Source organism: Micromonospora psammae, from assembly GCF_036902725.1.
Classification (GTDB): Bacteria; Actinomycetota; Actinomycetes; order Mycobacteriales; family Micromonosporaceae; genus Micromonospora.
On sequence record NZ_JBAKHM010000027.1, the window covers coordinates 68,414 to 90,375 of the forward strand.

A 21,962-nucleotide genomic window follows, 5' to 3' on the forward strand; every position below is an offset into this window, starting at 1 on the left:
CGAGTCATGGAGACGGTGGTCTGAGTCATGCGAGTTTCTGTCAGTTGGCTGCGGGAGTACGTCGACCTCCCGGCCGACCTGCCCACCGAGGACCTGGAGCAGTCCCTGGTCGACCTCGGCATCGAGGTCGAGTCGATGGTGGACCTGCGGCGGACCGTCACCGGTCAGCTGGTGGTCGGTGAGGTCCGCGAGATCGAGGAGCTCACCGGCTTCAAGAAGCCGATCCGCTACTGCCTGGTCGACGTCGGCGCCGCCAACGGCACCGGCGAGCCGCAGCAGATCGTCTGCGGGGCGCGCAACTTCGCCCCCGGCGACAAGGTCGTGGTGATCCTCCCCGGCGGCGTGCTCCCGGGGAACTTCACCATCGGCGCGCGCAAGACGTACGGGCGCATGTCCGCGGGCATGATCTGCTCGGCGAAGGAGCTGGGCCTCGGCGACGACCACTCCGGCATCATCGTGCTGCCGGCCGACAGCCCGGCCAAGCCGGGCGACGACGCGCGCCCCGTGGTCGGGCTCGACGACGTCGTGGCCGAGCTGGAGATCACCCCGGACCGGGGGTACGCGTCGAGCGTGCGCGGCATCGCCCGCGAGCTGGCGCACGCCCTCGGCCTGTCGTTCCGCGACCCGGGCCTGGCGCCCGCCCCGGCCGGCACCGACGCGCCGGCGTACCCGGTCGAGGTGCGCGACACTGTCGGCTGTGACCGGTACGCGGCCCGGATGGTCCGCGGCGTCGATCCCACCGCGCGGACCCCCGGCTGGATGGCGCAGCGGCTCACCGTGGCCGGCATCCGCAGCATCTCGCTGCCGGTCGACATCACCAACTACGTGATGCTCGAACTGGGCCAGCCGATGCACGCCTTCGACGCCGCCCGGATCACCGGCCCGCTGGTGGTCCGCCGCGCCGAGGCGGGGGAGAAGCTGACCACCCTGGACGGTGTCGCCCGCACGCTCACCGCCGAGGACATGGTCATCTGCGACGACACCGGGCCGATCTCGCTGGCCGCGGTGATGGGCGGCGAGACGAGCGAGGTCGTCGCCGGCACCACCGACGTGCTCTTCGAGGCCGCGCACTGGGACCCGGTGATGGTGGGCCGGACCGCCCGGCGGCACAAGCTGTTCAGCGAGGCGGCGAAGCGGTGGGAGCGGGGTGTCGACCCGGCGCTGCCGCTGGTCGCCCTGGAACGTGCTGTCGGCCTGCTCATCGAGCACGGCGGCGGCGTGGCCGGCGACGAGATCCTCGACATCGACCACGTGCGGCCGATGCGGCCGGTCGTCCTCCCGGTCGACCTGCCGTCGCGGCGGATCGGGGTCGACTACCCGGCGCAGCGGGTGGTCGACCTGCTGGAGCAGGTCGGCTGCACCGTCGTGCGGGGCGCCGACCGGCTGGGCGAGGACCCGGGCGAGGTGGGTGTCGCCGCGGGCACCGGTGACGTGCTCACCGTGACCCCGCCGACCTGGCGGCCCGACCTGACCGACCCGGCCGACCTGGTCGAGGAGGTGGTCCGCCTCGACGGGTACGACCGGGTGCCGTCGGTGCTGCCGACCGCGCCGGCCGGCCGCGGCCTGACCGCCGCGCAGCGCCGCCGCCGCGCGGTGGCCCGGGCGCTGGCCGAGCGGGGCTACGTGGAGGTGCTCGCGCACCCGTTCGCCGCGCCGGAGCTCGCCGACCAGCTCGGCCTGCCCGCCGACGACCCGCGGCGGTCGGCGGTGCGGCTGGCCAACCCGCTGTCGGAGGAGGAGCCGCTGCTGCGCACCACGCTGCTCGGCCCGCTGCTCGGCATCCTGAAGCGCAACCTCGGCCGTGGTCACCGCGACCTCGCGCTCTTCGAGGTCGGGGCGGTCTTCCACCCGCGTCCCGGCGTCGGCAGCCCGCCGGCGATGGGCGTGGACCGGCGTCCCACCGACGCCGAGTTCGCCGCCGCCGACGCGGTGGTGCCCGACCAGCCCCGGCACGTCGCGGTCGTGCTGGCCGGCGACATCGAGCCGGCCGGCTGGTGGGGCGCCGGCCGGGCGGCCGGCTGGGCGGACGCCGTGGAGGCCGGCCGGGACGTGCTGGCCGCCGCCGACCTTCCGGCCGACCGGATCGAGGTCCGCGCCGCCGAGTACGCGCCCTGGCACCCGGGCCGCTGCGCCGCGCTGCTGGTCGACGGCGTCGTCGTCGGTCACGCCGGCGAGCTGCACCCGTCGGTCGTGGCGGGGCTGGAGCTGCCGCGGCGGACCTGCGCGATGGAGCTGAACCTGGACGCGCTGGCGGCCGCGCCGGTGGCGCCCGCGCCGACCGTCTCCGGCTTCCCGCCGGCGCTGATCGACGTGGCGCTGGTGCTGGACGCCTCGGTGCCGGCGGAGCAGGTGCAGCAGGCCCTCGTGGACGGCGCCGGGGACCTGCTGGAGGGGGTCCGGCTCTTCGACGTGTACGCCTCGGAGCAGCTCGGCGCGGGACGCCGGTCGCTGGCGTACAAGCTCACCTTCCGGGCGCCGGACCGCACCCTGACGGTGGAGGAGGCGGTGGCCGCCCGGGACGCCGCGGTCGCGGTGGTCACGGAGCGCTTCGGCGCCACCCTGCGGGGCGCCTGACCGGCGGGGGGACGGGCCCCTTCCCGACGCCTCGGGCGCGGGGGAGGGGCCCGTCCCGACCTCCCGGTCGGTCGCCGGGTCACCGCCGCCGGGGAGGCTCGTCCCGACTCCTCGTCGCGCCAGCGTGAGCGGGTGGCGACGGGCGGTGACGCATCGGCCGAAAGGCCACCGGCGACGACTCGTTCGGCTACCCACGGGTCACATGGGAGGGGTTAGCCTGCTTGGACTCCGGCTACCGCCCGGATCGCCCCACCCCGCCACCCCCCACGGGAGTTCAGTCATGTCCGAGGAAACGGGCCGCCCGCCCATCTCCGTCGACGTCTGCATCGTCGGCGGCTGCGGTCGGGTGGGCCTGCCGCTGGGCATCGCCTTCGCCTCCCGCGGCCTCTCCGTCGTCCTGTACGACATCAACGCCGACGCCGTCGCCACGGTCAACGCCGGCACGCTGCCCTTCGCCGAGCCGGGCGCGGCCGAGGTGCTGGCCGAGGCGGTCGCCGCCGGCCGGCTGCGGGCCACCACCGACCCGGTCGCGGTGGGCGCCTCCGAGCACCTGGTGGTGGTGGTCGGCACCCCGGTCGACGAGCACCTCAACCCGGATCTGGGCGCGGTGCCGCGGGCCCTGGAGCGCTGTGCCGAGCATCTGCGCGACGGGCAGCTGGTGGTGCTGCGCAGCACCGTCTACCCGGGGGTGACGGCGCTGACCGAGAAGCTCCTCGCCGGCAAGGGCATCCGCGCGGACGTGGCGTTCTGCCCGGAGCGCATCGCCGAGGGCCGGGCGATGACGGAGCTGTTCACCCTGCCGCAGATCGTCGCCGCGCGGACGCCGCACGCGCTGGCCCGGGCGGAGAAGCTGTTCCGGCACCTCACCGAGCAGATCGTCCCGCTAGAGCCGGAGGAGGCGGAGCTGGCGAAGCTGTTCACCAACACCTGGCGCTACATCAAGTTCGCCACCGCCAACCAGTTCTGGATGATGGCCAACGACTTCGGGCTGGACTTCGCCCGGATCCGGCACGCGGTGGCCCACGACTACCCGCGGGCGGCGGACCTGCCGATGCCCGGTTTCGCCGCCGGGCCGTGCCTGTTCAAGGACACCATGCAGCTGGCCGCGTTCAACCGGAACAACTTCGTGCTCGGCCACTCCGCGATGCTGATCAACGAGGGGCTGCCGCTGTACCTGGTGTCCCGGCTGGAGGACCGGTTCGACCTGTCCGAGCTGACCGTGGGGATCCTCGGGATGGCCTTCAAGGGCGGCTCGGACGACCCGCGGGAGAGCCTGGCGTACAAGCTGCGCAAGATCCTGGCGTTGAAGACCCGGGAGACCCTCTGCACGGACCCGTACGTCGCCGACGAGCGCCTGGTCGGCCTGGACGAGGTGCTGCGCCGCGCCGATCTCCTGGTCATCGCCGCCCCGCACGAGCAGTACGCCCGCCTCGACACCGACAAACCGGTGATCGACATGTGGGGCCTGACCGGGACGGGGGTCCGGGTGTGAAGCCCCGGGTCTCGGTGATCGTGCCGGTCTACAACGAGGGCGAGGCGATCCTGCGCTGCCTGGAGCGGATGCTGCGGGAGATGCTGCTTCCGGCCGAGGTGCTGATCGTGCACGACATGCCGGAGGACACCACCGTCCCGTACGTGGAGCGGATCGCCCGGGTCGACCCGCGGGTGCGGGCGGTGCTCAACACGTACGGCCGGGGCCCGGCGAACGCGATCCGGTTCGGCATCGACGCCGCGCTCGCCCCGGTCGTGGTGGTGACGATGGCCGACGGCTGCGACGACCCGCGCCAGATCGACGAGCTGGCCCGGCTGGTGGACCGGGGCGTGGTGGTCGCCGCGGCCTCCCGCTACATGCCCGGCGGTCAGCAGGTGGGTGGCCCCCGGCTGAAGCGGATGATGTCGCGTTGGGCCGGGCGCAGCCTCTACACCCTGGCCCGGGTCGGCACCCGGGACGCCACGAACAGCTTCAAGGCGTACGACACGGCCTTCGTGCGGGAGGTCGGGATCGAGTCGCGCACCGGCTTCGAGATCGGGCTGGAGCTGACCGCGAAGGCGACCCGGCTGCGCCTGCCGGTCGCCGAGATCCCCACCATCTGGCTGGACCGGCCGCTGGGGGAGTCCCACTTCGACCTGGGCCGGTTCCTCCCCGGCTACCTGCGGTGGTACTTCTTCGCCTACGGTCGACGGCTGAGCCGGGAGAAGCTCGCCGCCCGCGGCGCCGCGGTGGCCGTGCCGGCCCCGCGTCACCCGCAGGGCGACAGCACCGAGTACGAGAAGACCGTTTAGGAGCGCACGTGGCGAAGGTCCTGGTAACTGGTTCGGCCGGCTTCATCGGCGGTTACCTGGTGCAGGAGTTGCTGGACCGGGGCCACGAGGTGGTCGGGATCGACAACTTCTCGAAGTACGGCCCGGTCACCCACAGCTACGACGACCACCCGCGGTTCCACTTCACCGAGGGCGACGCCCGCGACGTCGACCTGCTCACCGAGCTGCTGGACGGCTGCGACCACCTGGTCGCCGGCGCGGCGATGATCGGCGGCATCTCCTACTTCCACGCCTACGCCTACGACCTGCTCGCCACCAACGAGCGGATCATGGCGGCGACCTGCGACGCGGCGATCCGCGCCCACCGCGAGGGCAGCCTGGCGAAGGTCACCTACCTCTCCTCCTCGATGGTCTTCGAGTCCACCGAGCACTGGCCCAGCAAGGAGGGCGACGAGCGGCGCATCCCGCCGCCGCTGTCGTCGTACGGCTTCCAGAAGCTGGCCGTGGAGTACTACGCCCGGGCGGCCTGGGAGCAGTACCAGCTCCCGTACACGATCGTCCGGCCGTTCAACTGCGTCGGGGTGGGGGAGGGGCGGGCGCTCGGCCAGGCCGAGGTGCTCTCCGGCAACGTCAAGCTGGCCATGTCGCACGTGGTGCCCGACCTGGTGCAGAAGATCGTCAAGGGGCAGGACCCGCTGCACATCCTCGGCGAGGGCCACCAGGTGCGGCACTACACCTACGGTGGGGACCTGGCCCGGGGCATCGCGACCGCGGTGGAGCACCCGGCGGCCCGCAACGAGGACTTCAACCTCTCCACCGCCGAGTCGACCAGCGTGCTGGAGCTGGCCGAGCTGATCTGGCACAAGATCAAGGGCCCGGACGTGCCGTTCCGGCACGTCTCCGACGAGCCCTTCCGGTACGACGTGCAGAAGCGGGTGCCGGACGTGACGAAGGCCCGCGAGGTGCTCGGCTTCACCGCCACCACCTCGTTGGACGAGATGCTCGACGAGGTCGTTCCGTGGGTGACCCGGGCGGTCGAGGAGGGACGTCTCTAGCCTCCCGCGCCGTTCGTCCCGGCCCGGCCCGGTTCGCCCCCCGCGAACCCGGCCGGGCTCTTTCGTGTCGGTTGACCGGCGTTATGGCTTCATGCTCATGCGGAGTGATGTATGAACTTGCAGTAGAGGGGTTACGTCGCTAGCCTTTCTGCATAGTCATGCGGAGGTGAGTATGGGCATTCGAGTCGCGATCGCCGGAGCGAGCGGGTACGCCGGTGGCGAGCTGCTGCGTCTGGTCGCCGGGCACCCGGACTTCGACCTGGTCGCCGCCACCGCGCACCGGCAGGCCGGCCAGCCCGTCACCGCCGTACACCCGCAGCTCGTGGGCCTGGACCTGGTCCTCGGGGCGACCGACCCGGCCGCCCTGGCCGACGCGGACCTGGTCTTCCTGGCCCTGCCGCACGGCGAGTCGGCGGCCCTCGCAGCCGCCCTGCCCGAGACGGTCCGGGTGGTCGACCTCGGTGCCGACCACCGGCTCGCCGACGCCGACGCCTGGGCCCGCTACTACGGTGGCCCGCACGCCGGCACCTGGACCTACGGCCTGCCCGAGCTGCCCGGCCAGCGGGCGGCCATCGCCGCCGCCACCCGGGTGGCGAACACCGGCTGCTACGCCGTGGCGACCACCCTGGCCCTGGCCCCGCTGATCGCCGCCGGCGCCGTCTTCCCCACCGACGTGGTGGTGGTCGCCGCCTCCGGCACCTCCGGCGCCGGCCGGGCCGCCAAGGCCCACCTGCTCGGCAGCGAGGTGATGGGCGACCTGTCGCCCTACAAGGTCGGCGCCCACCAGCACGTGCCGGAGATCAAGCAGGCCACCGGCGCGACCACCCTCTCCTTCACCCCGGTGCTCGCGCCGATGCCGCGCGGCATCCTGGCCACCGTCACCGCCGTGCCCACCGGCGACGTCGACCCGCGCGCGGTCCTCGCCGCGGCGTACGCCGACGCCCCGTTCGTGCACCTGCTGCCCGAGGGCGCCTGGCCGCACACCGCCGCGACGGCCGGCGGCAACTCCTGCCACCTGCAGGCCACGCTGGACGTCGACTCCGGCCGGGTGATCGTGGTCAGCGCGATCGACAACCTCGGCAAGGGCGCCGCCGGGCAGGCCGTGCAGAACGCCAACCTCCTGCTCGGCCTGCCCGAGACCACCGGCCTTTCTGCCTTCGGAGTCGCGCCATGACAGTCACCACCCCCCGGGGCTTCCGGGCGGCCGGGATCGCCGCCGGCCTCAAATCCAGCGGCGCCGCCGACGTCGCCCTGCTCGTCAACGACGGCCCCGACGCCACGGTCGCCGGTGTCTTCACCACCAACCGGGTGAAGGCGGCGCCGGTGCTCTGGACCCAGCAGGTCGTCCGCGGCGGCGTGGTACGGGCCGTCGTGCTCAACTCCGGCGGCGCCAACGCCTGCACCGGCCCGGCCGGCTTCCAGGACACCCACGCCACCGCCGAGCACACCGCCGCCGCGCTGACCTCGGTCAGCCCCCGGCTGATGCTCGGCGCCGGCGAGGTCGCCGTCTGCTCCACCGGGCTGATCGGCGAGCGGCTCCCGATGGACAAGCTCCTGCCCGGGGTGCGGACCGCCGTCCGGGGGCTCGCCCGGGACGGCGGCGCCGCCGCGGCCGAGGCGATCATGACCACCGACACCCGGCCGAAGAGCACCGTCGCCCGGGGCAGCGGCTGGACCGTCGGCGGCATGGCCAAGGGCGCCGGCATGCTCGCCCCGGCCATGGCGACCATGCTCTGCGTCCTGACCACCGACGCGGTGGCCGGGCCGGAGGCGCTCGACGCGGCGCTGCGGGCGGCGACCCGGCTCACCTTCGACCGGATCGACTCCGACGGCTGCATGTCGACCAACGACACGGTGCTGCTGCTGGCCAGCGGCGCCTCCGGCGTCGAGCCCACCGGGGCCGAGCTGACCGCGGCGGTCACCGCCGCGTGCCACGACCTGGCCCAGCAGCTCATCGCCGACGCCGAGGGCGCCACCAAGCAGATAGCCATCGAGGTCATCGGCGCCGCCACCGAGGACGACGCCGTCGAGGTGGGCCGCAGCGTGGCCCGCAACAACCTGGTCAAGACCGCCCTGTTCGGCAACGATCCCAACTGGGGCCGGATCCTCGCCGCCATCGGCACCACCACGGCCGCCTTCGAGCCGGACGGCGTGGACGTCGCGGTCAACGGGGTCTGGGTGTGCCGCTTCGGCGCCGCCGCCGAGGACCGGAGCAAGGTCGACCTCACCGGACGGGACGTCACCATCCGGATCGACCTGCACGCCGGCTCCGCCGCGGCGACGGTCTGGACCAACGACCTGTCGCACGCGTACGTGCACGAGAACTCGGCCTATTCCTCATGAGCCTCTCCGCCGACCTCACCCGGGCCCAGGTCAAGGCCGAGACGCTGATCGAGGCGCTGCCCTGGCTGGCCCGCTTCTCCGGCGCCACCGTCGTGGTCAAGTACGGCGGCAACGCCATGGTCGACCCCGCCCTCCAGCGGGCCTTCGCCGCCGACATGGTCTTCCTCCGGTACGCCGGCCTGCGGCCGGTCGTCGTGCACGGCGGCGGGCCGCAGATCTCCGCGATGCTCGGCCGGCTCGGCATCGCCAGCGAGTTCCGGGGCGGCCTGCGGGTCACCACGCCGGAGGCGATGGACGTCGTGCGGATGGTGCTCGTCGGTCAGGTCGGGCGGGAGCTGGTGGGGCTGATCAACGCGCACGGCCCGTTCGCGGTCGGCCTCTCCGGCGAGGACGCCCGGCTCTTCACCGCCGTGCGCCGCCCGGCGTACGTCGACGGCGAGCCGGTCGACGTCGGGCAAGTCGGCGACGTGGAGTCGGTCGACGTCTCCGCGGTCACCGACCTGATCGCGGCCGGCCGCATCCCGGTCATCTCCACCGTCGCGCCGGACGCCGACGGGGTGCTGCACAACCTCAACGCCGACACCGCTGCGGCGGCGCTCGCCGTCGCCCTGGGCGCCCGCAAGCTGGTCGTCCTCACCGACGTCCCCGGCCTGTACGCCGACTGGCCCGACACCGACAGCCTGGTCAGCGAGATCGACGCCGAGCACCTGGCGAAGCTGCTGCCGTCGCTGGAGTCGGGGATGGTCCCGAAGATGGAGGCCTGCCTGCGGGCGGTGCGTGGGGGAGTGCCCGCCGCGCACGTCGTCGACGGCCGGGTCGCCCACTCCACGCTGCTCGAGGTCTTCACCTCGGAAGGATTCGGAACGATGGTGATCGACTCATGAGCACCCTGGTGGAGCGCTGGAACGCGGCCATGATGGACAACTACGGCACCCCGCCGCTGGCGCTCGTCTCCGGCTCCGGCGCCGTCGTGGTCGACGAGGCCGGCCGCGAGTACGTCGACCTGCTCGGCGGCATCGCGGTCAACGCCCTCGGCCACGCCCACCCCGCCGTGGTGGCCGCCGTCGCCCGGCAGGTCGCCACCCTCGGGCACGTCTCCAACCTCTTCGTCGCCGAGCCGCCGGTCGCCCTCGCCGAGCTGCTGCTGGCCCTGGCCGGCCGCACCGGCCGGGTCTTCTTCGCCAACTCCGGCGCCGAGGCCAACGAGACGGCGTTCAAGCTCTCCCGGCTGACCGGCCGGTCGCACGTGGTCGCGGCGCACGGCGGCTTCCACGGCCGGACCATGGGCGCGCTGGCGCTCACCGGCCAGCCGGCCAAGGTCGACCCGTTCCGCCCGCTGCCCGGCGACGTCACCCACGTCCCCTACGGCGACGCCGCCGCGCTGGCGGCGGCGGTGACCGACCGGACCGCGATGGTGATCCTCGAGCCGATCCAGGGGGAGAACGGTGTGGTCGTGCCGCCCGCCGGCTACCTGGCCGAGGCGCGGCGGGTCACCACCCGGCACGGCGCCCTGCTGGTCCTCGACGAGGTGCAGACCGGGATCGGCCGGACCGGACACTGGTTCGCCCACCAGGCCGACGGCGTCGAACCGGACGTGGTGACCCTGGCCAAGGGGCTCGGCGGTGGGCTGCCCATCGGCGCCTGCCTCGCCTTCGGCCGGGCCGCCGAGCTGCTGCGCCCCGGATCGCACGGCACCACCTTCGGCGGCAACCCGGTCAGCTGCGCCGCCGCGCTCGCGGTGGTCGCCACCATCGCCAACGAGGGGCTGCTCGACCACGTCAAGCGGGTCGGCGAGCGGCTGCGCCGCGGCGTCGAGGCGCTCGGCCACCCGCTGGTCGCCCGGGTGCGCGGCGCCGGCCTGCTGATCGGGATCGCGCTCACCGCGCCGGCCTCCGGCCCGGTGACCGCCGCGCTGCGCGACGCCGGCTTCCTGGTCAACCCGGTGCAGCCCGGCGTGGTACGGCTCGCCCCGCCGCTGATCCTCACCGCCGCCCAGGTCGACGCCTTCCTGGCCGCCCTGCCCGGCGCGCTGGACGCGGCCGCGCCCCGCGCCGCGGAACCGGCGGCGCCCCTGACGGATTCCATCCGCACCACGATCCCGCCGACGAGCCCGACCACGACGGAGACGAAGGCATGATCCGGCACTTCCTGCGCGACGACGACCTGACGCCCGCCGAGCAGTCCGCCGTGCTCGACCTCGCCGCGCGGATGAAGGCCGACCGGTTCACGTTCACGCCGCTGGCCGGGCCGCGGTCGGTCGCGGTGCTCTTCGACAAGCAGAGCCTGCGCACCCGGATCTCCTTCGACGCCGGCATCGCCGAACTCGGCGGCCACCCGCTCGTGGTGGACACCCAGGTCACCCACTTCGGCCGCGGCGAGACGCTCGCCGACGCCGGCCGGGTGCTGTCCCGCTACGTCGCGGCGATCGTGCTGCGCACCCACGGCGACGACCGGATCGCCGAGGTGGCCCACGGCGCCACCGTGCCGGTGGTCAACGCCCTCACCGACGACTACCACCCCTGCCAGCTCCTCGCCGACCTGCTCACCGTCCGGGAGCGGTTCGGCGCCACCGCCGGCCGGACCCTGGCCTACGTCGGGGACGCGGCGAACAACATGGCCCACTCCTACCTGCTCGCCGGGGCGACCGCCGGGATGCACGTCCGGGTCGCCGGGCCGCTCGGTTTCCACCCCGACCCCGAGGTGCTGGCCCGGGCGGAGAAGATCGCCACCGGCACCGGCGGCTCGGTCCGCGCCCTCGTCGACCCGGTGGCGGCGGTCTGCGGCGCGGACGTGGTGGCCACCGACACCTGGACCTCGATGGGGCAGGAGAGCGACGGGCTGGACCGCATTACCCCGTTCCTGCCGTACCAGGTCAACGAAGCGCTGCTGGCCCACGCCGCCGAGGCGGCGATCGTGCTGCACTGCCTGCCGGCGCACCGGGGTGAGGAGATCACCGACGAGGTGCTGGACGGGCCGCGCAGCGCGGTCTTCGACCAGGCGGAGAATCGCCTGCACGCCCAGAAGGCGCTGCTGACGTTTCTCCTGGAGGCATCCACATCATGACCGCCCCGCTGACCCGTGCCGCCCGGCACGCCCGCATCGTCGAGCTGATCCGCGACAAGACCATCCGCTCGCAGACCGAGCTGGCCGACCTGCTCGCCGGTGACGGCGTCCAGGTCACCCAGGCCACCCTGTCGCGGGACCTGGAGGAGCTGGGCGCGGTCAAGGCCCGCGGCGGTGACGGGCGGGCCGTCTACCTGATCCCCGAGGACGGCCACCGGCCGCTGCGCGACGCCGAGGCGGCCCCCGCCCGGCTGGTGCGGCTGCTGCGCGAGCTGCTCAACGGGGTCGACTCCAGCGGCAACATCGCCGTACTGCGCACCCCGCCGGGCGCGGCCCAATACCTGGCCAGCGCGTTGGACCGAGCGGGCCTGCCCGACGTCGTCGGCACCATCGCCGGCGACGACACCATTCTCGTCGTGGCCCGCGAGGCCGTCGGCGGGGCCGCGCTCGGCGACAAGCTCGCCGGGTGGGCCCGCCGGGAAGAACATATCGAAGGGAGCAGCACATCATGACCGAGCGGGTCGTCCTTGCCTACTCCGGAGGTCTCGACACCTCCGTCGCCATTCCGTACCTCGCCGAGCAGACCGGCGCCGAGATCATCGCGGTGGCCGTCGACGTCGGACAGGGCGGAGAGGACCTCGACGCCATCCGGCAGCGCGCGCTGGACTGCGGCGCCGTCGAGTCGGAGGTGGTCGACGCGCGCGACGAGTTCGCCGCCGACTACTGCCTGCCGGCGATGCGGGCCAACGCCCTCTACATGGACCGCTATCCGCTGGTCTCCGCGCTGTCCCGGCCGCTGATCGTCAAGCACCTGGTCGCCGCGGCCCGCAAGCACGGCGGCACGATCGTCTCGCACGGCTGCACCGGCAAGGGCAACGACCAGGTCCGCTTCGAGGTCGGCCTGGGCGCGCTCGCCCCCGACCTGAAGATCATCGCGCCGGCTCGGGACTTCGCCTGGACCCGGGACAAGGCGATCGCCTTCGCCGAGGAGAAGGGGCTGCCGATCGACGTGTCGGCCAAGTCCCCGTACTCGATCGACCAGAACCTCTGGGGCCGGGCCGTGGAGACCGGCTTCCTGGAGGACATCTGGAACGCGCCCATCGAGGACCTGTACTCGTACACCGCCGACCCGGCCGAGCCGCGCGACGCCGACGAGGTCGTGATCACCTTTGACGCTGGCAACCCGGTGGCGATCGACGGCGAGACGGTCACCCCGTACCAGGCGATCCTGGAGCTCAACCGGCGCGCCGGCGCCCAGGGCGTCGGCCGGCTCGACATGGTCGAGGACCGGCTCGTCGGCATCAAGAGCCGCGAGGTGTACGAGGCCCCCGGCGCGATCGCGCTGATCACCGCCCACCAGGAGCTGGAGGCGGTCACCGTCGAGCGGGACCTGGCCCGGTTCAAGAAGGGCGTGGACCAGCGCTGGGGCGAGCTGGTCTACGACGGTCTCTGGTTCTCCCCGCTGAAGGACTCCCTGGACGCCTTCATCGACGACGCGCAGCGGCACGTCTCCGGCGAGGTGCGGCTCGTCCTGCACGGTGGTCGGGCGACCGTCACCGGCCGGCGCTCCGAGGCCAGCCTCTACGACTTCGGCATGGCCACCTACGACACCGGCGACACCTTCGACCAGTCCCTGGCCAAGGGCTTCGTGCAGCTGTGGGGCCTGCCCAGCAAGATGGCCGCCGAGCGGGACGCCCGGATGGGTGGCTCCTGATCGTGGGTGCGAGCGTGAGCACTGCCACAATGGGCCGGGTGGACGACAAGAGCCTGACCGAGAACAGCGCCCCCGCCAACCGGACGAGCCTGTGGGGTGGCCGGTTCGCCGGTGGTCCCGCCGAGGCCCTCGCGCGGCTGTCGGTGAGCGTCCAGTTCGACTGGCGCCTCGCCCCGTACGACATCGCCGGCTCCCGGGCGCACGCCCGGGTGCTGGCCGGCGCCGGCCTGCTCGACCCGGAGGAGCTGGGCCGGATCCTCGCCGCGCTGGACGACCTGGAGGCGGCCTGCGCGTCCGGGCAGTTCCGCCCGACCATCGACGACGAGGACGTGCACACCGCGCTGGAACGCGGCCTGCTGGAGCGGCTCGGCAGCCTCGGCGGCAAGCTGCGCGCCGGCCGGTCCCGCAACGACCAGGTCGCCACCGACCTGCGGCTCTACCTGCGCGACCACGCCCGCGGCGTGGCCGGCCGGCTGGTCGAGCTGGCCGAGGCGCTGGTGGAGCAAGCCGAGCGGCACGTCGACACGGCCGCGCCCGGGATGACCCACCTCCAGCACGCCCAGCCGGTCACCTTCGGGCACTGGCTGCTCGCGCACGTGCAGCCGCTGCTGCGCGACCTGGAGCGGCTGCGCGACTGGGACCACCGGACGGCGGTCAGCCCTCTCGGCGCCGGTGCCCTCGCCGGCTCCGGCCTGCCGCTGGACCCGGTGGCCGTGGCCAAGGAGCTGGGCTTCCGGACGTCCTTCGCCAACTCGATGGACGCCGTGGCCGACCGGGACTTCGTCGCCGAGTTCCTCTTCACCACCGCGCTGATCGGCGTGCACCTGTCCCGGCTCGGCGAGGAGGTGGTGCTCTGGACCTCGCACGAGTTCGGCTGGGTCGAGCTGGACGACGCCTTCGCCACCGGCTCGTCGATCATGCCGCAGAAGAAGAACGCGGACATCGCCGAGCTGGCCCGGGGCAAGTCCGGCCGCCTGGTGGGCGGGCTGATGAGCGTGCTCACCATGCTCAAGGGCCTGCCCATGACGTACGACCGGGACATGCAGGAGGACAAGGAGCCGGCCTTCGACGCGGTCGACACCCTGGAGCTGCTGCTGCCCGCGCTGGCCGGGATGATCTCCACGATGACGGTCCGGGTCGACCGCCTGGTGGCCGCCGCGCCGGTGGGCTACTCGCTCGCCACCGAGGTCGCCGACTGGCTGGTCCGCAAGGGCGTGCCGTTCCGCGACGCGCACGAGATCACCGGCCGGCTCGTCGCGCTCTGCGCCGCCCGCGACTGCGCCCTGGACGAGGTCTCCGACGACGACCTGACCACGGTCAGCGAGCACCTCGACCCGAGCGTGCGCGACGTGCTCTCGGTCCGCTCGGCGCTCGCCGCCCGGACCACCCCCGGCTCCACCGGCCCCGGGCCGGTCGCCGACCAGCTCGCCGCCGCCGCGGACCGGCTGGCCGGCTGGCGGGAGTGGGCCGCCGAGCGGGTCGTACCCCGCTGAGGTGACCGGTCGCGGCGCGCGGGCAGGTCCGCCCGCGCGCCGCGCGCCGTCACCGCCGTCGTGTCTCCCAGGCGCGCTCGCCGCAGAGCGCCAGCGCCGCCGGCTGGCCACCACGCCGGCGCTGCGCCCGACGCCGTCCACGATGGCCTGCCCGGCGCTTCGTCACCACCGCGTCGCGCGACAACCAGTGCCCCCACCGGGGTCGCGCCGACGCCTATTCTCGGCAGGTGCGGGATCGACGGGTGGTGCTGTCGTGGGCGGGGTTCACGCTGACGGCGATGGTGTCCGTCGCTCTCGTCTGGCGACGTGAGGATCGCCTCTCCGACCTGCACATCTACGTCGGGGCCCTGACCGACCTGCGGGCCGGGCGCCCGCTCTACGAGTACGTCGCGGACAACGGCGGCCCCTTCACCTACCCACCGTTCGCGGCGCTCGTGCTCTGGCCGGTCACCGCCGCGTCCGAGTCGGTGGTGCAGGTGATCTGGCTGGTGATGACCTGCGCGGCGGTGGCCGCCATCGCTGTGCCGGTCGGTCGCGTGCTGGTCTCCGAGCGGTCCCGGCGGCCACTGGTCACGGCGGCCGTGGCCACCGCGCTGATGCTCTCCGCGCCGGTGCAGAGCAACCTGCGGTTCGGTCAGGTCAGCATCTTCATCGTGCTCCTGGCACTCCTCGACGGCATGGGCGTCCTGCCGCCGCGACTGCGGGGCGTGCTCGTCGGAGTGGCGGCGGCGATCAAACTGACCCCTCTGCTGTTCGTGGTGTACTTCCTGGCGACCGGTCGCTTCCGGGACGCGGGCCGCGCTGCTGGCACCTTCCTGGCCTGCGCGGGGCTCGCCGCGGCCGTGCTGCCCACGGAGAGTTGGACCTACTGGACCGCCGCCGTGCGGCAGACCTCCCGGATCGGCAACCTCGCGTCGCTGGGCAACCAGTCGCTGCACGGAATGCTGCTCCGGATCGGGGTGGACGCGACGTCCCTACCGCTGATCTGGGCCGGCCTGGTGGCCGTCATCTGTACGGTCGCGCTGCTGCGCGCGCGCCAGCTCGCGGCACACGGCCGTCCCGGGCACGCCGCCGTACTCGTCGGGTGCGCCACCGTGACCGCGTCCCCGGTCTCCTGGACCCATCACCAGGTCTGGCCGGTGCTGGCCGCGATGCTGCTGATCGGCGCGTCCGGGGTGGCTCGCAGGGTGGCCGGTGTCGTGCTGCTGGTGGCCATGGTGGTGTCGTTGGGGGCGGTGCTGGCGCCGGTGTCGATGAGGCCGGGGGTCCAGTTCCTTTTCGAGAACGCCCGCGCGCTCGGCGTCTGCGTGCTCTGCCTGGCCGGATTCGGTGGGATGGCGGTGCTGGCGACGCGGACGGACCGGCGACCGCCGCCGCGGCGGGTGTGGCTGCGCGGGGGCGTGGCGGCCACGGCGGCTCTGGCTCTCCTCGCCGCGCAGCCGCTCCCGGCGGGGGCCGATCCCACGTTCAAGGCCTACACCCTGGACGACCTCGACAACCCGCGCTACTTTTTCGCCTGCCGGGGGCCGGTGCAGTGCGCCTCCTACGGCACCGACGCCCCGGTGACCTTCGCCATGCGGAGCGAGAAGACCAAGGTACGGGTCAACGGAGTGGTGTCCCCACGGGTGACGCGCCTGGAGTACCACTCCGCCCCCGGCGGCGCGCCCCGGGTCATACCGCTGCTGGCCGCCTACCCCGGTTCCCGGACGTTCTCGTTCCGATCGGCGACCATGGTGCACGGCCGGCTCGTCGCCTACGGGGCCGATGGCCGTCCGGTCGCCACGTACGAGGAGGAACTCGCCGCCGTGCTCCCCGGCGACCGCCCGTAGCGTCGGGTCGCGTCACGAGCCCGTGGGGCGCTCCCGCTTCGGCAGCTTCGCCACCACCGCGTCGTACGAGCCGTCGACCGCCTCGACCAGCTCGTCGTCGGGGATCTCCCCGTCGAGCCGCAGCGAGTTCCAGCCCGACCGCCCGATGTACGGCGACGCCTTCGCGTCGTCGGGGAAGCGGTGCAGCCACTCGTCGGCCACCTCCCGGGACGGACCGCACTTCACCCCCACCCGGGGGTCGCCGTCCGGGGCGCCGAGGAAGGCGAAGATCCGGCTGCCCACCTTCACCACCTCGTCGCCCTCCCACGGCCGGTCCAGCCAGGCGCCCGGCTTGGCCAGGCAGTACGCCAGCATCTCCTCGCGGGTCATACCGTTCTCCCGTCGTCCCGCCCAGTCTCACCGAGACCGGCGACATCCGGGGCCCCGGACGGGAGTCAACCGGTGCGGGCGGCGAGGCGTTCGGCGGGTTGCCGGTCGTCCCGGGCGCGGCGCCGGCGGCCGGCGACCCAGGCCCAGGCCCGGTTCACCAGCGTGGCGTACCCGATGCCCAGGGCCAGGGACGCGGCCAGCGCGACCAGCGGCAGGTCCCGCAGGTGCGGATAGACCTGCCAGTGGGTGAGGTAGATGTAGAGCGAGCCGGCGGCCAGCACCCCGGCGACCCGGTTGACCACGGCCAGGCTCGGCACGGTGGGCAGCCAGATCAGCAGCGCCAGTCCGGCCACGATCAGCGCCTCCCGCTGCGGCTGGCCGAAGAAGCCCGGCACGGTCGCCGCCGCGGCGGCCGTGACCAGCAGCCGCTGCCGCACCCCGTCGGCGCGGGCGGCGGCCCAGCCCAGTGTGAACAGCCACCCCGCCACCAGCGCCGACGGCAGGTCGTAGCGGGCGTCGAGGCCGAACACGTCGTACCGGCCGAGCAGCGCGACCGCGGTCAGGCCGAGCGGGAAGGCGAACGGGAACCGTCGTTCCAGCCGGTCCACCCGGCGCAGGCCGAGCAGGGCGGCCAGGGCCACCAGAAGGTGGACCACCGCCTCGATGAACCAGAAGTGCCACTGGGTCTCGCCGTTCTCCGGCCCGGCGATGCTGTTGAGCAGCAGCAGGGTGCTGAGCTGGTAGTCGTCGCGGACCAGCATCACCGCCCCGATCCAGGCGGTCGTCGGCAGCACGATCCGGGTCAGCCCGGCGCGGATCTGGCGCAGCCGGTCCCGCCGGTCGGCGTCGGTGAGCTGGAACCGGGCGAAGTTGAAGCCGGCCACCCCGAGCAGCAGGTGGGCGCCGCCGGTGATGGTGAAGAGCGGGATGTGCGAGCCGACGATCAGCACGATCGCCACCGCGCGCAGCGCGACGCTGGTCTCCAACGCCCGGCGTCGGCCGGTCCGGCGGGCCGGCGCGCGCAGGTCGGCGATCGGCAGCACGTGCCAGTTCGCCGGCAGGTGGCCCAGCACCTGCTCCAGGCGGACCGACATCTCCACGTACGACAGGGAGTCCCCGCCGAGGTCGACGAAGCTCAGCTCCGGGGTGACGTCGGTGCTGTCCAGCACCTCCGCGTAGAGCCGGCACAGATCGTCGGCCGGCACCTCCGCCGCCGGCGCGGTCGCCGCGGCGGCGTCGGCCAGGGCGCGCAGGGCGGCCAGGTCGGGCTTGCCGCTGGCCAGCCGGGGCAGCTCGGCCAGCGGGAGCACCCGGACCGCGCGCGGCGGCAGGCCGATCTCGTCGGCGACGAGCCGGCGTACCCGGCGCGGGTCGCCCTGGCCGACCACGGCGACGACCAGCTCGTCGTCGCCGCCGACGCAGGTGGCGGCCACCCCGTGCGCCGCCAGCAGCGTCTCGATCTGCTGCGGGTCGACCCGCAGCCCGAGGATCTTGGCGAACCGACTGCGCCGGCCGACGATCTCGTACAGCCCCTCGGGGGTGCGCCGGGCCAGGTCGCCGGTGTGCAGCTCGTCCACCGTCCGACCCAGCGCCAGGTCGGCGGGGGAGCCGGCGTAACCGAGCATGACGTTCGGGCCGGCGTAGACCAGCTCGCCGACCTCCGGGTCGGGGTGGTCGGCGACCGGCGCGAGCCGGAACGCGCCGCCGGGCACCGGCACCCCGATCGCCGCCGGGTGGTCGACCGCCAGGTCCGGCGGGAGGTACGCCATCCGCGCGGTCGCCTCGGTCTGCCCGTACATGACGAAGAGGTCCCAGCCGTTGCGCCGGCCCAGCTCGGCGTAGCGGACCACCTGGGCCGGGGCGAGCCGGCCGCCGGCGGCGGTGACGTAGCGCAGGTGCGGCAGGTCCATCGCGGCGAAGCCGACCCGGTCCAGCAGGTCGAAGGTGTACGGCACGCCGGCGAAGCTGGTCCCCCGGGCCGCCCGGAACAGCTCCCAGAAGCAGGTGTCGGCGACCGAGTGGTCGGTGAGGATCAGCGCGGCGCCCCGGGCCAGGTGGCTGTTCACCACCGACAGGCCGTAGCAGTAGTGCAGCGGCAGGCTGGTCGCCGCCCGGTCGGTGTCCCGCACCGCCAGGTACTCGGCGATCGATTCGGCGTTGGCCTGGAGGTTCGCGGCGGAGAGCCGGACCAGCTTGGGGGAGCCGGTGGACCCGGAGGTGCTCAGCAGCAGCGCCAGGTCGGGGTGCGGCGTGTGGGCGCTGCCCCGGCGTCGCTCGGTGATCGTCCACCGGCCCTCGACCGGACCGACCACCACGTCCGGGTCGTACGCCTCGGTCAGCGCCGCGACCGCCGGGCCGTCGCCGGGCACCAGCAGGACGGGATGCCCGGCGCGCAGCCCGGCCAGGTACGCCACCAGGGAGTCGACGCTGTTCGCCCCGCTCACCAGGACCAGCCGCCGCCCGTCGCCGAGCCGCCGCGCGGTCTGGTCGACCCGGGCGGCCAGCTCCACGTACGACAGCACGCCGTCGGCGGTGACGACGGCGGGACGGTCACCGTGGGTGGCCAGGTCCCGGACGAACGGCACCGCGCGGACGGCCGGCAGCAGGTCAGGCGGGGGTGTCACGCGCCAACTCTAAGGTGAGGCTGCCCTAATTACGAGGAGGGGGTGGCGCAACGCACGGGTGGGTACCGTCTGGGTGTGAGCTGCGACGGAACCCCCTTCGTGACCGGCACCGACCCGGCCCCGCTGGCCGAACTGCTCGCCGGCGACGTGGTGCCGGCGGCCCGGGGGCTGCTCGGCTGCCGCCTGACCGCCGGTGGCGTCACCGTGCGGATCACGGAGGTCGAGGCGTACGCGGGCACGGCGGGTGACCCGGCTTCGCACGCGCACCGGGGTCGCACCCCGCGCAACGCGGTGATGTTCGGCCCGGCGGGGCACGCCTACGTGTACTTCACCTACGGGATGCACTGGTGCATGAACGTGGTCACCGGTCCGGACGGCGAGGCCTCGGCGGTGCTGCTGCGCGCCGGCGAGGTGGTCGACGGCCTCGACGTGGCGCGGGCCCGCCGTCCCGCCGTACGCCGGGAGGTGGATCTGGCCCGCGGCCCGGCACGGCTCTGCGCCACCCTGGGCATCGACCGGTCCGTCTACGGCCAGGACCTGCTCGGCGACGGCCCGGTCCGGCTGCGGCCGGCGGAGGCGCCGGTGCCCGACGCGGCGGTCTCCGCTGGTCCGCGGGTCGGGGTGACCGGCGCGCACGACGTGCCCTGGCGGTTCTGGATCACCGGCGACCCCACGGTGAGCAGCTACCGCCGGCACGTGCCCCGAAGCCGGTCCTGAACCCGCGGGGCGGCGTGGGCCCTCGGAATCTGTCGGAGGGTGTGGCCATAATCACGCCACCTGTACGGCGACGGATCGGAGGACGGTCGTGACCACCCTGCTCGCCATCGGCACCGCCAAGGGGCTCTTCCTCGCCACCAGCGACGGAGGGCGGAGCGGGTGGGAGGTGAGCGGCCCGCACTTCCCGATGACCGGGGTCTACGCGGTCGCCGTCGACGCCCGCCCCGGCGCTCCCCGGCTGCTCGCCGGCATGACCAGCTCACACTTCGGGCCGAGCGTCGCCACCAGCGACGACCTGGGCGCCTCGTGGGACGAGCCGGAGCAGGCGCCGGTGGCCTTCCCGGCCGACACCGGCGCCACCCTCGGTCGGGTCTGGCAGCTGGTCCCGGCCGGCCCGGACGAGCCGGGCGTGGTCTGGGCCGGCACCGAGCCGTCGGCGCTGTTCCGCTCGACCGACGGCGGACGCAGCTTCACCCTGGTCCGGTCGCTCTGGGACCATCCGCACCGGGAGCAGTGGGGCGCCGGCTTCGGCGGCCAGGCGGTGCACACCGTGCTGCCGCACCCGCGCGACCCGCAGCGGATCGTCGTGGCCATGTCCACCGGCGGGGTCTACCGCTCCGAGGACGCGGGGGCGAGCTGGTTGCCCGGCAACACCGGCATCCGGGCCTACTTCCTGCCCGACGAGTGGCCCGAGTTCGGGCAGTGCGTGCACAAGGTCGCCCGCGACGCCGGCAACCCCGAGCGGCTCTACGCGCAGAACCACCACGGCGTCTACCGCTCGGACGACGACGGCCGCACCTGGACGTCGATCGCCGCCGGCCTGCCCAGCGACTTCGGCTTCCCGATGGTCGCCCACCCGTCCCGCCCCGGCACGGTCTGGACGTTCCCGCTGATCGCCGACGCCCAGCGCTTCCCGGTGGACCACCGCTGCCGGGTGTTCCGCTCGGCCGACGCCGGCGGCAAGTGGGAGCCGCTCTCGGTGGGCCTGCCGGAGCAGCCGTTCTACCCGTCGGTGCTGCGGGACGCTATGTGCGCCGGCGAGGGAGGTGGGGTCTACTTCGGCACCCGCTCCGGCGAGGTCTACGCCAGCCGCGACGACGGTGACTCCTGGTCCCCGGTCGCCGCCCACCTGCCCGACGTGCTCTGCGTCCGGGCCGCGGAGATCTGAGATGGTCACCGTGCTGGTCCCGGGTCCGCTGCGCGGCGAGGTCGGCGGCGCGAGCCGGCTGACCGTGGAGGCCGCCGGCTCGGTTGGGGCGGTCCTGGACGCGCTCGCCGTCTCCTGGCCCCGGCTGGCCCGCCGCATCCGCGACGAACGGGGCGAGCTGCGCCGGTACGTCAACGTCTACGTCGACGGGGAGGACTGCCGGCACACCGGGGGAGTGGCCGCCCCGGTCGCCGACGGCGCCGAGGTGCGGGTGCTGCCGTCGGTGGCCGGCGGCTGAGCGCCTCCGCCGCCCGGGCCGACATCCCGGTCGGGTACCCCGCCCGCCGGGTAACCGGGCGCGCGGGGTGACCCCGGCCACCCGGGGCTGTGCCGCTGGCGGAATAGTTGACGAAGCAAATAAGTTGTGTGCGATGCCCGGGTGACCACCTCAGCCCCCCGGCCCGACACACGAGGAGCGGTCATGCAGTTCGGAGTCTTCACCGTCGGCGACGTCACGGTCGATCCGACCACTGGCCGGGAGCCGACCGAGCATGAGCGGATCAAGGCGATGGTGGCCATCGCGCTCAAGGCCGAAGAGGTCGGCCTCGACGTCTTCGCCACCGGCGAGCACCACAACCCGCCGTTCGTGCCGTCCTCGCCCACCACCATGCTCGGCTACATCGCGGCCCGCACCGAGCGGCTGCTGCTCTCCACCTCCACCACGCTGATCACCACGAACGACCCGGTGAAGATCGCCGAGGACTACGCGATG

The 21,962-nt window shown here is 73.9% G+C and carries 19 protein-coding genes; 17 read left to right on the forward strand and 2 right to left on the reverse strand.

Annotated features, from left to right (window positions below; all coding sequences use genetic code 11):
- The first annotated feature begins 27 nt into the window (after positions 1–27).
- The 13 genes from pheT (at position 28) to V6U79_RS25600 (ending at position 16,333) form a co-directional block, all read left to right on the forward strand.
- Positions 28–2,574 carry a phenylalanine--tRNA ligase subunit beta gene (gene pheT / locus V6U79_RS25540; RefSeq protein WP_334616076.1) on the forward strand — a complete coding sequence of 849 codons (2,547 nt, stop codon included), beginning with the start codon at positions 28–30 and terminating at the stop codon, positions 2,572–2,574.
- 280 nt (positions 2,575–2,854) lie between these two features.
- The gene (locus V6U79_RS25545; protein WP_334532164.1) at positions 2,855–4,066 is read left to right on the forward strand and encodes a nucleotide sugar dehydrogenase; all 1,212 of its coding nucleotides are present in this window, start codon (positions 2,855–2,857) and stop codon (positions 4,064–4,066) included.
- Entirely contained in the window at positions 4,063–4,857 is a 795-nt protein-coding gene (locus V6U79_RS25550) for a glycosyltransferase family 2 protein (protein ID WP_334532161.1), read from the forward strand. Before V6U79_RS25545 ends, V6U79_RS25550 begins: the two co-directional genes overlap by 4 nt.
- An 8-nt stretch (positions 4,858–4,865) precedes the next feature.
- Positions 4,866–5,891 carry an NAD-dependent epimerase/dehydratase family protein gene (locus tag V6U79_RS25555; RefSeq protein WP_334532158.1) on the forward strand — a complete coding sequence of 342 codons (1,026 nt, stop codon included), beginning with the start codon at positions 4,866–4,868 and terminating at the stop codon, positions 5,889–5,891.
- A gap of 172 nt (positions 5,892–6,063) precedes the next feature.
- Positions 6,064–7,065, forward strand: coding sequence for an N-acetyl-gamma-glutamyl-phosphate reductase (argC, locus tag V6U79_RS25560; protein ID WP_334532155.1), 1,002 nt, complete (start codon positions 6,064–6,066; stop codon positions 7,063–7,065).
- Entirely contained in the window at positions 7,062–8,234 is a 1,173-nt protein-coding gene (argJ, locus tag V6U79_RS25565) for a bifunctional glutamate N-acetyltransferase/amino-acid acetyltransferase ArgJ (RefSeq protein WP_334616077.1), read from the forward strand. Before argC ends, argJ begins: the two co-directional genes overlap by 4 nt.
- Entirely contained in the window at positions 8,231–9,118 is an 888-nt protein-coding gene (argB, locus tag V6U79_RS25570) for an acetylglutamate kinase (protein WP_334532149.1), read from the forward strand. The genes argJ and argB overlap by 4 nt, the downstream gene beginning before the upstream one ends.
- Entirely contained in the window at positions 9,115–10,371 is a 1,257-nt protein-coding gene (locus V6U79_RS25575; protein ID WP_334616078.1) for an acetylornithine transaminase, read from the forward strand. Before argB ends, V6U79_RS25575 begins: the two co-directional genes overlap by 4 nt.
- Positions 10,368–11,297 (forward strand): ornithine carbamoyltransferase, encoded by a 930-nt coding sequence (gene argF / locus V6U79_RS25580; protein WP_334616079.1) that lies wholly within the window; start codon positions 10,368–10,370, stop codon positions 11,295–11,297. The genes V6U79_RS25575 and argF overlap by 4 nt, the downstream gene beginning before the upstream one ends.
- Entirely contained in the window at positions 11,294–11,809 is a 516-nt protein-coding gene (locus V6U79_RS25585; protein ID WP_334532140.1) for an arginine repressor, read from the forward strand. The genes argF and V6U79_RS25585 overlap by 4 nt, the downstream gene beginning before the upstream one ends.
- Positions 11,806–13,011, forward strand: coding sequence for an argininosuccinate synthase (locus tag V6U79_RS25590; RefSeq protein WP_334532137.1), 1,206 nt, complete (start codon positions 11,806–11,808; stop codon positions 13,009–13,011). Before V6U79_RS25585 ends, V6U79_RS25590 begins: the two co-directional genes overlap by 4 nt.
- Before the next feature lie 29 nt (positions 13,012–13,040).
- A complete protein-coding gene (argH, locus tag V6U79_RS25595) occupies positions 13,041–14,504 on the forward strand; it encodes an argininosuccinate lyase (RefSeq protein WP_334532223.1) in 1,464 nt (487 codons plus the stop codon).
- Between the two features lie 227 nt (positions 14,505–14,731).
- Positions 14,732–16,333 (forward strand): glycosyltransferase 87 family protein, encoded by a 1,602-nt coding sequence (locus V6U79_RS25600; RefSeq protein ID WP_334616080.1) that lies wholly within the window; start codon positions 14,732–14,734, stop codon positions 16,331–16,333.
- Between the two features lie 12 nt (positions 16,334–16,345).
- Here the strand turns inward: V6U79_RS25600 and V6U79_RS25605 are convergent, their stop codons facing one another.
- Entirely contained in the window at positions 16,346–16,702 is a 357-nt protein-coding gene (locus V6U79_RS25605; protein WP_334616081.1) for an MmcQ/YjbR family DNA-binding protein, read from the reverse strand.
- A 65-nt stretch (positions 16,703–16,767) separates the two neighbouring features.
- Positions 16,768–19,326, reverse strand: coding sequence for an AMP-binding protein (locus V6U79_RS25610; protein ID WP_334616082.1), 2,559 nt, complete (start codon positions 19,324–19,326; stop codon positions 16,768–16,770).
- Between the two features lie 75 nt (positions 19,327–19,401).
- Between V6U79_RS25610 and V6U79_RS25615 the strand changes: the two genes are divergently transcribed.
- From V6U79_RS25615 to V6U79_RS25630, 4 genes are all read left to right on the forward strand, one after another.
- A complete protein-coding gene (locus tag V6U79_RS25615; protein ID WP_334532125.1) occupies positions 19,402–20,043 on the forward strand; it encodes a DNA-3-methyladenine glycosylase in 642 nt (213 codons plus the stop codon).
- An 88-nt stretch (positions 20,044–20,131) separates the two neighbouring features.
- A complete protein-coding gene (locus V6U79_RS25620) occupies positions 20,132–21,211 on the forward strand; it encodes a WD40/YVTN/BNR-like repeat-containing protein (protein WP_334532122.1) in 1,080 nt (359 codons plus the stop codon).
- Between the two features lies 1 nt (position 21,212).
- Positions 21,213–21,488 (forward strand): ubiquitin-like small modifier protein 1, encoded by a 276-nt coding sequence (locus tag V6U79_RS25625; RefSeq protein WP_334532119.1) that lies wholly within the window; start codon positions 21,213–21,215, stop codon positions 21,486–21,488.
- Positions 21,489–21,671: 183 nt separating this feature from the next.
- Positions 21,672–21,962, forward strand: a 291-nt coding sequence (locus V6U79_RS25630) for an LLM class flavin-dependent oxidoreductase (RefSeq protein WP_334616084.1), incomplete at its 3' end; no start/stop codon positions are given.

Coding starts and splice junctions, on each gene's coding strand:
- pheT (WP_334616076.1), top strand. CDS start 28: ATGCGAGTTTCTGTCAGTTGGCTGCGGGAGTACGTCGACCTCCCGGCC.
- V6U79_RS25545 (WP_334532164.1), top strand. CDS start 2,855: ATGTCCGAGGAAACGGGCCGCCCGCCCATCTCCGTCGACGTCTGCATC.
- argC (WP_334532155.1), top strand. CDS start 6,064: ATGGGCATTCGAGTCGCGATCGCCGGAGCGAGCGGGTACGCCGGTGGC.
- argJ (WP_334616077.1), top strand. CDS start 7,062: ATGACAGTCACCACCCCCCGGGGCTTCCGGGCGGCCGGGATCGCCGCC.
- argB (WP_334532149.1), top strand. CDS start 8,231: ATGAGCCTCTCCGCCGACCTCACCCGGGCCCAGGTCAAGGCCGAGACG.
- V6U79_RS25575 (WP_334616078.1), top strand. CDS start 9,115: ATGAGCACCCTGGTGGAGCGCTGGAACGCGGCCATGATGGACAACTAC.
- argF (WP_334616079.1), top strand. CDS start 10,368: ATGATCCGGCACTTCCTGCGCGACGACGACCTGACGCCCGCCGAGCAG.
- V6U79_RS25585 (WP_334532140.1), top strand. CDS start 11,294: ATGACCGCCCCGCTGACCCGTGCCGCCCGGCACGCCCGCATCGTCGAG.
- V6U79_RS25590 (WP_334532137.1), top strand. CDS start 11,806: ATGACCGAGCGGGTCGTCCTTGCCTACTCCGGAGGTCTCGACACCTCC.
- argH (WP_334532223.1), top strand. CDS start 13,041: ATGGGCCGGGTGGACGACAAGAGCCTGACCGAGAACAGCGCCCCCGCC.
- V6U79_RS25605 (WP_334616081.1), bottom strand. CDS start 16,702: ATGACCCGCGAGGAGATGCTGGCGTACTGCCTGGCCAAGCCGGGCGCC.
- V6U79_RS25625 (WP_334532119.1), top strand. CDS start 21,213: ATGGTCACCGTGCTGGTCCCGGGTCCGCTGCGCGGCGAGGTCGGCGGC.